A 12,626-nucleotide genomic window follows, 5' to 3' on the forward strand; every position below is an offset into this window, starting at 1 on the left:
CAGCGCCAACACGACCGACGCCGAGTTGGCCCTGGCCGTCGTCGTCCCGCTGCCGCGCGACCCCTTCCTGAACACCGATGACGCCTGCGGATACCTCGGCGTCCCCAAGGCCACGTTGCTGACCTGGAGGGTCCGCCGACCTGGCTATGGCCCACGCGCGGTCAAGGCCGGCGGACGCCTCAAGTACCGACTCTCGGAACTCGATCGCTGGCTTAGGGACCACGAGGAGTCGTTCGCGCTCGGCGAGGACAGCGAAGAGATCGACGCTGCCACGGACGGTGCGGGTCAGGTTCGGACCCGCAACCGTGCCAGCAGGGTCCACGGCGGAGCCCTCCCAGCGACGCAGCCCTGACGGGAGTCGGACATACACGAAAGGAGCCAGAAATGGCCCGGCAGAAAATGGTCGTCGGCACCTACGGCGACATCAACTGCACTCAGCGTGCCAACGGGACGTGGCTGGCGCGCGCCCGCTACTGCGATGTTGACGGAGTCGTCCGCGAGTACCGCAAGAGCGGCGAGACCAAGGGCAAAGCGAGGACCAACCTCAAAGCATTCTTCGTCGAGCACACCGGCACATTCGGCGATGGCGCCATCGCTCCCGACGACACGGTTCAGGAACTGCTCGACCTCTGGTTCGCCAAGATGGAGAAGGCAGGCAGCCCGACCGCCGAAACGCTGGCGGCCTACAGGCACCACCTGCGCTGGGTGCTCGATACTGACAAGACAGAGCACCCTCTCGGGGCCTACCAATTGCGGCACGTCCGCCCGGTGATCATCCAGGCGGCGCTGGACAGCGCCGAAGTGTCGGCCGACATGCGCAAGAAGATCCGCAGCGTCCTCGTGAGGGCCTTCAACCTGGCGATCTTCCATGAAGCTCTCAACGGTAACCCTGCCTCGGCCGTCCCCTCGGTTCCAGTGCCCCGGGAGAAGAAGAAGTCCATCCCCGTCGAGGACCTGGATGACGTACGCGCCGCCATCCGGGAGTGGGCCAATGCCGAGCGGCGCAACGGTCCCAAGAGTGTCGACCTCCCAGACATCGTCGACCTGCTGATCGCTACCGGCATGCGGATCGGAGAGGTGCTCGCGCTGCGCTGGTCCGACATCGACTTGACCGCCCCACCCGCGCGGCGCGACGACGAGACGTGGTTCCCGTGGCTGATGGTCAACGGTCAGATCACCTCCAAGGGAAAGCGGGTCAACTACGGCAAGACGCACGCCGCGATCCGCCCCGTTGCGCTCCCCGACTGGGCCGTTGCCCTTTTGCTCCGACGCAAGGTGGAGCAGCCGCCGAACGACATCGACGCGGTCTTCGCCAGTCGCAACGGAACCTGGCACTTCCCCGGCAACGTTCAGAGCCGGCTGTGGCACATCCGCCAGCTCGATGAGTACGCCGACATCGCCGCGCTCCGCGACGTCTCGCCCCACTCGTTCCGGCGGACGGTGGCGACCGAGATCGACGAGGTATATGACGCCGAGGCTGCCAGGGACCAGCTTGGCCACACCTCCAAGACGGTCACCGAGAGACACTACATCAACCGCCGCCTCGTGGTGCCCGACTACCGGGCAGCGACCGAGCGGCTGGCGCCCAGGAGCGATTCCCCGGACGATTCGGCAATCGGGCTCTGAGAGCCCGTCTGACCCTCCGAACTGCCCCCATGGAGCCCACTTCGCCCTGCGCGGTCGCTGACGGGCCGTTCTCCCGTTCTCAGGGGGTCGCCACGCTCGTTGCCGGGGCGGTCAAGAACTCAAAGTGCGCCCAAAGTGCGCCCTAAGCCCCGTATTTCGAGGTCGGCACCAACACCGCGTTTTGCATCACCGCAGGTCAGATGCGCTTTTCGTCAGCAATGCGACGCATTCGACGTGGTGCGTCATCGGGAAGATGTCGAAGGCCTGCAGGGAGCGCAGGTGGTAGCCGAACTTCTGGAACGTCGCCACGTCGCGGGCCAGGGCGGCCGGATCGCAGGCGACGTAGGCGATCGCGCGCGGGGACCGCTCGACGACCTGCTCCACCACCAGCGCGCGGGCACCCTCGCGGGGCGGGTCGAGCACGACCAGGTCCACCGAGGAGTACGCCGGCGGCAGCGGTGAGGCCAGCACCCGGTCCACCGCGCCGCACTCGACGGCGACGCCGGGAAGCCCGGCCAGGTTGGTGCGCGCGTGCCTCGACGCGGTCCGGTCGGCCTCGACCGACAGCACCCGCCCGCTCGGCCCCACGGCCTCGGCGAGGAAGCGGGCGAAGAGCCCGACGCCGGAGTACAGGTCGAGCACCACCTCGCCCGGCCTGGGCCGCAGCACGTCCAGCACCGCGGACACCAGCGCCCGCGGCGCGCCGGGGTGCACCTGCCAGAAGCCGTCGGCCTCGACGGCGAAGGACCGCTCGCCGTACGGCGGCACGGTGACCCGCTCGCTGACGACGGTTCCGGGGGCGACCGCGTGCCGGTCGAGCGTGGTGCCGGCGCGGTGGACCGCGCGGGCGTCGTGCCGGGTGATCAGGCAGTCCTCGACGGGGACCACCTCGTGGGACCGGTGCTTGCGCAGCCCGCGCCGGCCGCCGGGGCCGGTCGCCCACTGGATGCGCGTGCGGTAGCGGAGGCCCGCCTGGTTGCCGGGCACCGGCTCGACCTCGGCAGGCACCGACGTGTCCGCCAGCCTGCTGAGCTGCTCGCGCACGACCGCGGCCTTGAGCTCGCGCTGGCGCGGCAGCGCGACGTGCTGGAGGTCGCAGCCCCCGCAGAGCCCCGGTCCGGCGTACGGGCAGGGCGGGGCGACCCGATCGCCGGATGCCTCCAGTACCTCGACGGCGTCCCCGCGCCAGAACCGGTCGCCGTCGGTGCCCTCGGTGATCTCGACGACCACCCGCTCCCCCGGGATCGCATGCCGGACGAAGACGACCCGCTCCTCGTGACGCACCACGCAGTGTCCGCCGTGGGCGACCGGCCCGACGACCGCCTCGAACCGCTCCCCGACCCGGGAGCCGCCCCGGGCCCGGCGCGGCCGCGGCCGGCGCCTCATCGCCGGATCTGCCGGTCGTTCTCGCGCCGCTCGGGCACGTGGCCGGTGCGCAGCCCGGGCCGCAGCCACATGCCGTCGCGCTCCTCGCGCTCGCGGACGAGCTGGGAGGACCGCAGCTGGTAGGGCACCGACGTCACCATCACGCCCGGCGCGAACAGCAGCCGGCCCTTGAGCCGCAGCGCGGTCTGGTTGTGCAGCAGCTGCTCCCACCAGCGCCCGACGACGTACTCGGGGATGTAGACCGCGACGACGCCGCGCGGGTTGGCCCGCCGGATCTCGAGTGCGTAGTCGACGATCGGGCGCACCAGCTCGCGGTACGGCGAGTGCAGGATCTTGAGGGGCACGCCGGTGTTGCGCTCGTCCCACTCCTCCAGCAGCCGCTGCGTGGCGGCGGGGTCGGTCGAGACGTAGACGCCCTCGAGCACGTTCGGCCGGCCCGCCTTGGCGAACGCCAGCGCCCGCAGGGTCGGCTTGTGCAGCTTGGAGACCAGCACGATCGCGTGCACCCGGGTCGGGAGGACCTTGTCCTCCTCGTCGGCGGCGAGCTCGGCCTCGACGTTGTCGTAGTGCCGGCGGATGCCGCGCATGATCACGAAGAACACGATCATCGCGAGGATCGTGATCCAGGCCCCCGCGAGGAACTTGGTGATGAGCACGATCACCAGCACGACCGCGGTCATGCTGAGCCCGACCGTGTTGATCAGCCGGGACCGGAACATCCCGCGGCGTACGGCGGGGTCGCGCTCGGTCCGCAGCGCCCTGGTCCAGTGCCGGATCATGCCGAGCTGGCTGAGGTTGAACGACACGAAGACGCCGACGATGTAGAGCTGGATCAGCCGGGTCGGCTCGGCGTCGAAGGCGGCGATCAGCACGATCGCCATCACCGCGAGGAAGACGATGCCGTTGCTGTAGGCGAGCCGGTCGCCGCGCGAGCCGAGCGCACGGGGCGCGTAGCCGTCCTTGGCGAGGATCGAGCCGAGCACCGGGAAGCCGTTGAAGGCGGTGTTCGCCGCCAGCACCAGGATGACGCCCGTGACAGTGACGACCAGGTAGAAGCCCGGCCGGAAGTCCTGGAAGAGCGCGTCGGCGATCTGGGCGATCGCGGTGTGCTGGTCGTAGCCGGCCGGCAGCGGCGCGCCGTCGCGGGTCAGCCGGTCGAGGTCGTCGGGGTCGACGAGCTGGAGGCCCATCTGCCTGGCGAGCACGATCACGCTCAGCATCATCGAGATCGCGATCAGGCCGAGCAGCAGCAGCGTGGTGGCGGCGTTCCGGCTCTTCGGCCTCCGGAACGCCGGCACGCCGTTCGAGATCGCCTCGACGCCGGTCAGCGCCGCGCAGCCGGACGAGAACGCGCGGGCCAGCAGGAACAGCAGCGCGAACGTCGTCATCGAGTCGCCGTAGCCGGGCGTCGGCGCCATCTCGAACGACGCGCTCTCGACACTCGGCAGGTCGCCGGTCGCGAGCCGGTAGAGCCCGAACGCGGCCATCCCGAGGATCGCGACCATGAAGGCGTAGGTCGGGAACGCGAAGAACGACCCGGACTCGCGGATGCCGCGCAGGTTCGTCGCCATCAGCAGCACCACCGCGACCGCCGCGACCGTGACCTCGTGCCCGGACAGCGCCGGGATCGCGGACGCGGCGTACTGCGCGCCCGAGGAGATCGACACCGCGACGGTGAGCACGTAGTCGACCAGCAGCGCGCTGGCGACCGTGGTGCCCGCCGTACGCCCGAGGTTGACGGTGGCGACCTCGTAGTCGCCACCGCCGCTGGGGTAGGCGTGCACCGTCTGGCGGTACGACGCCACGACGGCCGCCATCACCAGCGCGACCGCGATGCCGATCTTCCAGGACCAGACGTAGGCCGAGGCTCCCGCCAGCGACAGCATGATGAAGACCTCGTCCGGCGCGTAGGCGACCGACGAGAGCGCGTCGCTGGCGAAGACCGGCAGCGCGATCCGCTTCGAGAGGAGCGTCTCGCCCAGCTGGGAGCTGCGCAGCTTGCGTCCCAGCAGGATCCGCTTCGATACGTCGCCGACGCCCACGACGGGAAACGTTAGACCCTCCGAGGTGTTCCGGTAGCGTTCGCGTCGTGCACGTCGTGATCATGGGTTGCGGACGCGTCGGCTCGACGCTGGCGCGGAGCCTGGAGGACCGCAACCACACGGTGTCGGTCATCGACAGCGAGCCGGACGCGTTCCGGCGGCTGGGCCCGGGCTTCAACGGCGACAAGGTCACCGGCTACGGCTTCGACCAGGAGGTCCTGGAGAAGGCCGGCATCCGGCGCGCCGACGCGTTCGCCGCGGTCTCCAGCGGCGACAACTCCAACATCATCGCCGCGCGGGTCGCGCGGGAGACGTTCGGCATCCAGCAGGTCGTCGCCCGCATCTACGACCCCGGCCGCGCCGAGGTCTACCAGCGGCTCGGCATCACCACGGTCGCGACCGTCAAGTGGACCGCCGACCAGGTGCTCCGCCGGCTGCTGCCCGCCGGCGCCGAGCCCGACTACCGCGACCCGTCGGGCACGATCCGGCTCGACCAGGTGCCGATCACCGAGAGGTGGATCGGCCACCGCACGGTCGACTTCCAGCAGCAGTCCAAGAGCCGGATCGCGTGGATCGACCGGCTCGGCGAGGGCATGCTGCCCGCCCGCGACAGCGTGATCCAGGAGGGCGACCTCCTGCATCTGGTGATGCGCGAGGAGAACGCCGCGCACGCCTACCGGGTCATCGACGCCGGACCGGACGAGAGCTGAGGGGACGACATGCGAGTCGCCATCGCCGGCGCCGGAGCCGTCGGCCGCTCCATCGCCCGCGAGCTGATCCAGAACGGGCACGAGGTGCTGCTCGTCGACAAGAGCCCCTCCTCGATCCGCCCCGAGCGGGTGCCGGACGCCGAGTGGCTGCTCGCCGACTCCTGCGAGATGTCCTCGCTCGAGGAGGCCCGCCTCGACCAGTGCGACGTCGTCATCGCCGCGACCGGCGACGACAAGGTCAACCTGGTGACCTCGCTGCTGGCCAAGACCGAGTTCGGCGTGCCGCGCACGGTCGCCCGGGTCAACCACCCCAACAACGAGTGGCTGTTCACCGAGGCCTGGGGCGTGGACGTCAACGTCTCGACCCCGCGGATCATGTCCGCGCTGGTCGAGGAGGCGGTGACCGTCGGCGACCTGGTCCGGCTGTTCACCTTCCGCCAGGGCAACGCCAACCTGGTCGAGATGACGCTGCCCGCGGACTCGCCCTACGTCGGCAAGCCCGCCGGGCTGATCCCGTTCCCCGAGAACTGCGCGCTGGTGACGATCCTGCGCGACGGCCAGGTCTACGTCCCCGACGCCGAGCAGCCGGTCGAGGCCGGCGACGAGCTGCTGTTCGTCGTACCCGCCGACGTCGAGGAGGACCTCGAGCGCCTCCTCGCCCCGTCAGCCCACGGAGGGTGACTCGACCGGGGTCCTGTTGCGGGCGAGCACCCAGGCCATCGCGGCGAGGGCGGCGAGCTGGAGCGGCCAGCCCATCGCGATCTTGAGGACGCCGAGCGCGGCGATCGCGGAGTCGGGGTCCATCGCCCCGCCCTTGGCGGCGAGCCAGATCGGCGCCTGCGCGAGCACGCGGAGCAGGCACGGGATCGCGAGCAGCCAGGTGAGTACGGCGCACAGGCGCACGATCTGCCGGTCCCGGTGCCACGCGGTCGCGTCGCCGGTGACGCTGCCGACCACGAAGCCGACCAGCGGCCAGCCGACCAGGCAGGTCAGCACCAGCACCACCGTGTAGACGCTGTTGTAGATCAGGCCGGGCAGGAAGTAGGCCAGCGCCTGGTCGTTCTCGCTGCCGCCGCGGCTGGCTGCGATCCGGATGAACAGCCAGCCGACGCCGATGCCGAACAGCGCGTTGAGGCAGAACTGCACCGTGGAGCGCTGCGCCAGCCGCACCACGAGCAGCACCACCGCGACCGCGACGCTGGCGAGCAGCGCGTAGCGCAGCTCCTTCGTGGACAGCCACAGCACGGTGAAGACGATCGTCGGCACCGCGGCCTCGACCATGCCCCGCCGGCCGCCGAGCGCGCGCGAGATCTGCGCCCGGACGACCGCCTCGACACTGTCCACCGTGGCGCCGGCGGTGCCGGCCCGCTGCTCGGTCACGGCATCAGCTCATAGCGCGGGTTGTACATGATCCGCTGGCCGTCGTGGCGGCCGATCCGCCCCTGGATCTCCAGCGACCGGCCGGGGACGACGCCGGCGATCTGCCGGCGGCCGAGCCAGACGACCGTGATCGAGCCGGTGCCGTCGTACAGCTCGGCCTCCAGGGCCGGTACGCCGCCGCGCGGGCGGAGCGTCACCGTGCGCAGCGTGCCGCGCAGCCGCACCCGCTCCCGGTCGGCGGCGCCGCCGATCCGGTCGATGCCGGCGTCGTCGGCGGCGAAGGTACGGCGCAGGTCGCGCGCGTGCTGGTCGTCGGGGCTCGCCCACCGGCTGATGGTGCGGCGCAGCCGGCTCTTCTCGGCCATCCGGGCTCCCAGGATCGCTCAGCCGCGCGGGGGCAGGGTGACGGTCAGCTCCGCGCCGGCAGGCATCGCCTGGCTGCCGCGGCGCACCGCGATGCCGGCGATCAGGTCCTCCCAGGGGCCGGCGGCCCCGGGCTCGGCCGCGGGCCTGCCGAGCAGCGTCGCCCGGAGCATCCAGCGGGGGCCGTTGACGCCGATGATCCGCGAGACCTGGGTGCCGGTGCGCCCGTCGGCGGCCTTGACCGTGAGCCGGCCGTGGACCTCGGTGCCGAAGCGGCCCTCCTCCTCGGACGCGGTGCCGCCGCGCTGGGCGAAGTCGGCGGCCAGCCGCGGCCGCACCTCGCCCCACAGGTCGCCGTGGCGCGGGGCGGCGAAGGCCCGGACCTCGACCGCGCCCTCCTCGCCCGCCAGCAGCACGGACCGGACCTGCTCGGTCTGCTCGTCGACCTGGACGCGGAGCTCGACGCCCTCGACGGGCGGGATCAGCAGCGCGCCCAGGTCCATCCGGGACATCGCGTCGTCGTGGCTGAGGTCGTCCACGTCGTACGGGCCGGTCGTCCACCCGGGCTCGGCGGCGGTCTCCACCTCACCGGTCGGCTCACCGGGCGACTCGGCGGCCGGCTCGGCCTCGGCGGACTTGCGACGGAACTTCACGAGCTACTCCTCGGTGGGGACGGACGGGGACCTGAGGCCCCCGGTAGAACCGTAGCCCCCGGCGCCACGTCGCCGGACCCTACCGGCCGGGCCGGGGAGCGCCAATGGAAGGATTCACCCCGTGACACCGACCCCTGCCTATGTCGAGCGCCTCGGCGTCCCGCTGCGCTGGTGGGTGCAGGGCACCATGTTCGTCGCCACCTTGGCGCTCGCGGTGCTGGTGGCGCTGCCGGCGCTGGGCGCGTGGATCGTGACGCTGGTGGCGCTGGGCCTGCTGGCTCTCCTGTTCCTGAGCTACGGCGGCGCGCGGGTCGTCGTCGCGGACGGCGTTCTCCGCGCCGGCAGGGCGCGGATCGGCGTCGAGCACCTCGGCGCGGCGGTCGCCCTGGACGCCGAGCAGGCCTACCGGGCGGCCGGCGTCGAGGCGGACGCCCGGGCGTACCTGCTGATCCGGCCCTACCTCAAGCGCGCGGTCAAGGTCGAGATCATCGACCCGGCCGACCCGGCGCCGTACTGGCTGATCGCGACCCGCCACCCCGAGGAGCTCGCGCAGGCCCTGACGGTGCCGACCCGTCGACCCTGACCCGGCTGGGTACTGTTCGGCCATGGCCAAGGATTCCTCGAAGATCTGGAGCGTCTTCTCGCTCGTGTCCGCGCTCGGCGCCGCGGCGCTCGCGAAGAAGGGCCTGGACAGGGCGTGGACGGTCGCGACCGGCAAGAAGCCGCCGGAGAACCCCGCCGACCCCGACGTCGACACCTGGGAGGCGGTCAGCTGGGCGATCGCCAGCGGCGTCGCCGTCGGCCTGGCCCGGATGCTCGCGCAGCGCCGCGCCGCGTCGTACTACGCACGCTCGACCGGTCACCTGCCGCCCGACCTCCGCAGGGACGGCCAGCGGGCCTGACCTGCGGGGATTCACCCTCGCTTCCAGTCTCAGGAGACCCGTCCGGTACCGAGTCCGACCGGCCCGATCTGGACACTAAGAGGTTCCGCCAGCAGGCGATCACCTACTGGCGGGACCTCTGCCTCAGGTCGGCGAACATGCCTTCCTCGTGCGTGGGTGCATGCGGCACTCCCGCAAGGAAGACGGTGCTCGCGAAGGCCACGGTCACACGGCCCTGCTTCTCCTGCCAGCCCGCGACGATCGCGGCCCCCGCCTTGGGGTCCTGTCCGCTGAGCGGGACCACCCGCGCGACCTCGACGGTAGAGGTGTCCTTGGCCTTCGAGATGACCTCGCAGCTCGGCGAGACCACCATCACGGCATGCCACGGTTCACCGGTATTCGTGGTGAGTGGAGAGCCTGTAGCTGACTGCGCCGGGGTATGGAACAGGTCGCCGTAGCGGAACGGGCGCTCGGCGTCGTCGGGCGCCACCCAGTACTCTCCCGGCGGTGGGTACCACGCGTCACTGGGCGACGCCAGCGCGCCACCACCAGGAGCAGAGGTCACGCGTCGAAGTTGAGCTCGTCGTAGTCGCCGGTCTCGTCGACGGGTCCAGCCTCGGCCACCAGCTCACCGCGAGTGATCGCCTCACCGTGCTCACCATGAGTCAGGCGGAGGGGAAAGGCGGCCGCAAACTCAGCGATCGCCTGCCACGACGCGTCCAGGCCGGGCGCTACCCGGTCGAGCGTCTCCGAGGGAATGGCGACGCCACTACGCGCGGCAGCCAGGATGAGCGGCACCGTCGTCTCGAACTCACGCTCGCGCTGGTCGGCCGCTGCGATGCGCGCGTTCATCGCTCGCATCCGAGCCGGCGGCACCAGAACGGCATCGACGGCGTTGTAGCGAGTGATGGCTACACACTGGCCCACGCGCACACGCTCAAGTGCGTCCTTCGTCTTCTCGTGAAGGTCGGTACTGGAGACGATGGCATCAGGACGCACGCCGATAGCAGCTGTCGCCTCGAACTGCTCTGTCGCCTGAATGGTCATCGCCCTGTCCCCGTCTCTCCGCTCCGATCTAGAGCGTACGTCCCCAAGGGAAAAGTTGGACAGTATGTTGCGCAACTTTTGTTGGCTTGTCGTGCCGATCCAGTGACCTGGACACGCACCGCTGTCGTGGCCGCACCCGCCAGGTCCGGACTTGCGGCCTTCGCCTCGCTCAGGCCGCGCAGTCGCGGCAGATCATCTTCTTCTGGTCGGCGAGCTGGCTGCGGTGGTGCACCAGGAAGCAGCTCATGCAGGTGAACTCGTCCTCCTGCTTCGGCTTCACCTCGACGGCCAGCTCCTCGTGCGAGAGATCGGCGCCGGGCAGCTCGAACGCCTCGGCGGCCTCGGCCTCGTCCTCGTCGACCTTGCCGGAGTTCTTGTCGTGACGGCGCGCCTTGAGCTCCTCGATGCTCTCCTCGGACTGCTCGTCCTCGTTCTTCCGCGGTGCGTCGTAGTCGGTCGCCATCGGTCTCTCCACTCCCCTGCTGCTGCATGCTCGCGCGTCGTCGTCGTCGGCGCCAGATTGTGCACCATTCCCGATCGGATCCGCACACCCGTTCCACGACGCGCTGCGTGAACATCCGGTGAAGGGCCGCTATTCCTCCGATCCGAGGGCGAATCCGGCCGCTCGGACGGCGGCCAGCAGGTCGTCGAAGCCGTGAGCGGGACCACACACGACCATCGGCGTGCCGCCCACGCCCGGATGCACCTCGAAGCGCGCTCCCGCGATCCGGGCGATCAGCCCGCCGGCGGCGTGGTCCCAGAGGTTGACGCCCTCCTCGACGTACCCGTCGACGGCGCCCTCGGCGACGTGGCACAGGTCCAGCGCGCACGAGCCGAGGCGGCGTACGTCGCGCACCTCGGTCACCAGCCGCGCGACCGCCCGGCCCTGGAGCCGGCGGATCTCGCGGTCGTAGTTGAAGCCGGTGCCGATCAGCCGCAGCGGCAGCGGGGCCGGCGCGGCGACCTCGATCGGCGCGCCGTCGCGGGTGGCGACCGCCGGGCCGTGCTCGTCGGCGAGGTGCCCGACGTACTCGACTCCGGTGGCCGCGTTCAGGACCACGCCGGCCACCGCCTCGCTCCCCCGGTCGGTGGCGCGCTCGACCGCGACGGAGACGGCGTACTGCGGCAGCCCGTAGAGGAAGTTGACGGTCCCGTCGATCGGGTCGACCACCCAGCGCAGCCCGGTGGTGCCGGGGACGTCGGCGCCCTCCTCGCCGAGGATCGCGTCGTCGGGGCGCACCGCCGAGATGCGGGCGCGGATCAGGGCCTCGCTGGCGCGGTCGGCCTCGGTGACGACGTCGACGTCGCTGGACTTGGTGGCCGCGACCGTGACGTGGCCGCGGCGCCGTTCGCGGACCAGGGCCGCGGCGTCTCGGGCCACCTCGAGCGCGAGGCCGGCGAGCTCGGCGTTGGCGGGGCTTCTCATGCGCCGGCCAGGGCCGGGCGGTCGCCGCGCGGGTTGGGGCAGCAGCCGGCCGGGCAGCGGTCCCAGCAGGGCGGGTGGGCGCCGACGCTGGCGCGGGCCGCCTCCTCGCCGCGCTCGACGGCGGCGCGTTCGAGCAGCAGGTCGCGGACGGCCGCGACGAACCGCGGGTCGACGCCGGCGGTCGCCGCGCGCGTCGCCGGGAGGCCGAGCCGCCGGGCGGTCGCGAGCGCCTCGGTGTCGAGGTCGTAGACGACCTCCATGTGGTCGGACACGAACCCGATGGGCACCAGTACGACACCCGGCACCCCGTCGGCGTGCAGGGCCTCCAGGTGGTCGTTGACGTCCGGCTCGAGCCACGGGACGTGCGGGGGGCCGGAGCGCGAGCAGTAGACCAGCGCGCGCCGGTGCCGGCGGCCGGTCTCCTGCCGGACCCGCTCGACGATCTCCTCGGCGACGCCGAGGTGCTGGAGCACGTAGGCGCCGCCCTCCGGTCCGCTGCCAGCGTTCATCGTCTCCGGGATCGAGTGCGTGACGAAGGAGAGGTGCGCGCTCTCGCGGATCTCGTCGGGCAGCTCGGCCAGCGCGGCCAGGGTCGCGTCGACCAGCGGCTCCACGAAGCCGGGGTGGTTGAAGTAGAGGCGCAGCTTGTCCAGCTGCGGCGCATCCGGCACGTCCCGGACCGCGTCGAGGAGGTTCTCGCGGTACTGCCGGCAGGAGGAGTACGACGAGTACGCGCTCGTGACGAAGCACGCCGCGCGGCGTACCCCGTCGGCGGCCATCCGCCGGACCGTGTCGGCGAGGTAGGGGTCCCAGTTGCGGTTGCCCCAGTAGACCGGCAGGCCGATCCCGGCCCCGGCGAGGTCCTCGCGCAGCGCGGCGAGGAAGGCGCGGTTCTGGTCGTTGATCGGCGACCTCCCGCCGAAGCCGAAGTAGTGCTGGCCGACCTCCTCCAGCCGCTCCCGCGGGATGCCGCGGCCGCGGGTGACGTTCTCGAGGAACGGCACGACGTCCTCGGGCGCCTCCGGGCCGCCGAACGACACCAGCAGGAGCGCGTCGTAGGGCCGGGGATCGGGGGTCATGCCCCTCATCGTAGGGAGGGGTGGCTACGGATT

16 protein-coding genes are annotated in these 12,626 nt (G+C 71.5%); 6 read left to right on the forward strand and 10 right to left on the reverse strand.

Features of this window, described 5'->3' with window-relative positions; translation table 11 throughout:
* Positions 1–25 precede the first annotated feature (25 nt).
* Positions 26–352, forward strand: a complete 327-nt coding sequence (locus ACYVKX_RS15490; protein WP_460834125.1) for a helix-turn-helix transcriptional regulator — start codon at positions 26–28, stop codon at positions 350–352.
* A 32-nt stretch (positions 353–384) separates the two neighbouring features.
* Entirely contained in the window at positions 385–1,626 is a 1,242-nt protein-coding gene (locus ACYVKX_RS15495; protein ID WP_460834127.1) for a tyrosine-type recombinase/integrase, read from the forward strand.
* A 186-nt stretch (positions 1,627–1,812) separates the two neighbouring features.
* On the opposite strand, the gene ACYVKX_RS15500 is transcribed toward ACYVKX_RS15495, so the two are convergent.
* Together ACYVKX_RS15500 and ACYVKX_RS15505 are read right to left on the reverse strand one after the other, a co-directional pair.
* Positions 1,813–3,012, reverse strand: a complete 1,200-nt coding sequence (locus ACYVKX_RS15500; protein ID WP_460834130.1) for a class I SAM-dependent RNA methyltransferase — start codon at positions 3,010–3,012, stop codon at positions 1,813–1,815.
* A complete protein-coding gene (locus ACYVKX_RS15505; RefSeq protein ID WP_460834132.1) occupies positions 3,009–5,054 on the reverse strand; it encodes an APC family permease in 2,046 nt (681 codons plus the stop codon). Before ACYVKX_RS15505 ends, ACYVKX_RS15500 begins: the two co-directional genes overlap by 4 nt.
* A 47-nt stretch (positions 5,055–5,101) precedes the next feature.
* Between ACYVKX_RS15505 and ACYVKX_RS15510 the strand changes: the two genes are divergently transcribed.
* On the forward strand, positions 5,102–5,764 hold the full coding sequence (locus ACYVKX_RS15510; protein WP_460834134.1) for a potassium channel family protein: 663 nt from the start codon (positions 5,102–5,104) through the stop codon (positions 5,762–5,764).
* A 9-nt stretch (positions 5,765–5,773) separates the two neighbouring features.
* On the forward strand, positions 5,774–6,445 hold the full coding sequence (locus ACYVKX_RS15515) for a potassium channel family protein (RefSeq protein WP_460834137.1): 672 nt from the start codon (positions 5,774–5,776) through the stop codon (positions 6,443–6,445).
* On the opposite strand, the gene ACYVKX_RS15520 is transcribed toward ACYVKX_RS15515, so the two are convergent.
* From ACYVKX_RS15520 to ACYVKX_RS15530, 3 genes are read right to left on the reverse strand one after another with little or no spacing between them, the layout of a single operon-like run.
* The gene (locus ACYVKX_RS15520; RefSeq protein WP_460834139.1) at positions 6,428–7,144 is read right to left on the reverse strand and encodes a DUF3159 domain-containing protein; all 717 of its coding nucleotides are present in this window, start codon (positions 7,142–7,144) and stop codon (positions 6,428–6,430) included. The two genes, ACYVKX_RS15515 and ACYVKX_RS15520, sit on opposite strands and share 18 nt — an antisense overlap.
* On the reverse strand, positions 7,141–7,509 hold the full coding sequence (locus ACYVKX_RS15525; RefSeq protein WP_460834141.1) for an OB-fold nucleic acid binding domain-containing protein: 369 nt from the start codon (positions 7,507–7,509) through the stop codon (positions 7,141–7,143). The genes ACYVKX_RS15520 and ACYVKX_RS15525 overlap by 4 nt, the downstream gene beginning before the upstream one ends.
* A gap of 18 nt (positions 7,510–7,527) precedes the next feature.
* On the reverse strand, positions 7,528–8,160 hold the full coding sequence (locus tag ACYVKX_RS15530) for a DUF3710 domain-containing protein (protein WP_460834143.1): 633 nt from the start codon (positions 8,158–8,160) through the stop codon (positions 7,528–7,530).
* A 121-nt stretch (positions 8,161–8,281) separates the two neighbouring features.
* On the opposite strand from ACYVKX_RS15530, the gene ACYVKX_RS15535 reads away from it, so the two are divergent.
* On the forward strand, positions 8,282–8,743 hold the full coding sequence (locus ACYVKX_RS15535; protein ID WP_460834145.1) for a DUF3093 domain-containing protein: 462 nt from the start codon (positions 8,282–8,284) through the stop codon (positions 8,741–8,743).
* Between the two features lie 22 nt (positions 8,744–8,765).
* Positions 8,766–9,062 carry a DUF4235 domain-containing protein gene (locus tag ACYVKX_RS15540; RefSeq protein ID WP_460834147.1) on the forward strand — a complete coding sequence of 99 codons (297 nt, stop codon included), beginning with the start codon at positions 8,766–8,768 and terminating at the stop codon, positions 9,060–9,062.
* Positions 9,063–9,165: 103 nt separating this feature from the next.
* On the opposite strand, the gene ACYVKX_RS15545 is transcribed toward ACYVKX_RS15540, so the two are convergent.
* The 5 genes from ACYVKX_RS15545 to ACYVKX_RS15565 all read right to left on the reverse strand — a co-directional run bounded on the left by ACYVKX_RS15545 (position 9,166) and on the right by ACYVKX_RS15565 (position 12,593).
* On the reverse strand, positions 9,166–9,531 hold the full coding sequence (locus tag ACYVKX_RS15545) for a hypothetical protein (protein WP_460834150.1): 366 nt from the start codon (positions 9,529–9,531) through the stop codon (positions 9,166–9,168).
* Positions 9,532–9,602: 71 nt separating this feature from the next.
* Positions 9,603–10,088 (reverse strand): hypothetical protein, encoded by a 486-nt coding sequence (locus ACYVKX_RS15550; protein ID WP_460834152.1) that lies wholly within the window; start codon positions 10,086–10,088, stop codon positions 9,603–9,605.
* A 169-nt stretch (positions 10,089–10,257) separates the two neighbouring features.
* Complete coding sequence (locus ACYVKX_RS15555; protein ID WP_460834154.1) at positions 10,258–10,551, reverse strand: DUF4193 domain-containing protein; 294 nt, start codon at positions 10,549–10,551, stop codon at positions 10,258–10,260.
* Positions 10,552–10,680: 129 nt separating this feature from the next.
* Positions 10,681–11,514 (reverse strand): inositol monophosphatase family protein, encoded by an 834-nt coding sequence (locus tag ACYVKX_RS15560; RefSeq protein WP_460834156.1) that lies wholly within the window; start codon positions 11,512–11,514, stop codon positions 10,681–10,683.
* Positions 11,511–12,593, reverse strand: coding sequence for a ferrochelatase (locus tag ACYVKX_RS15565; RefSeq protein ID WP_460834158.1), 1,083 nt, complete (start codon positions 12,591–12,593; stop codon positions 11,511–11,513). The genes ACYVKX_RS15560 and ACYVKX_RS15565 overlap by 4 nt, the downstream gene beginning before the upstream one ends.
* Between the last annotated feature and the right edge of the window lie 33 nt (positions 12,594–12,626).

It is taken from the genome of Nocardioides hungaricus (assembly GCF_054782915.1).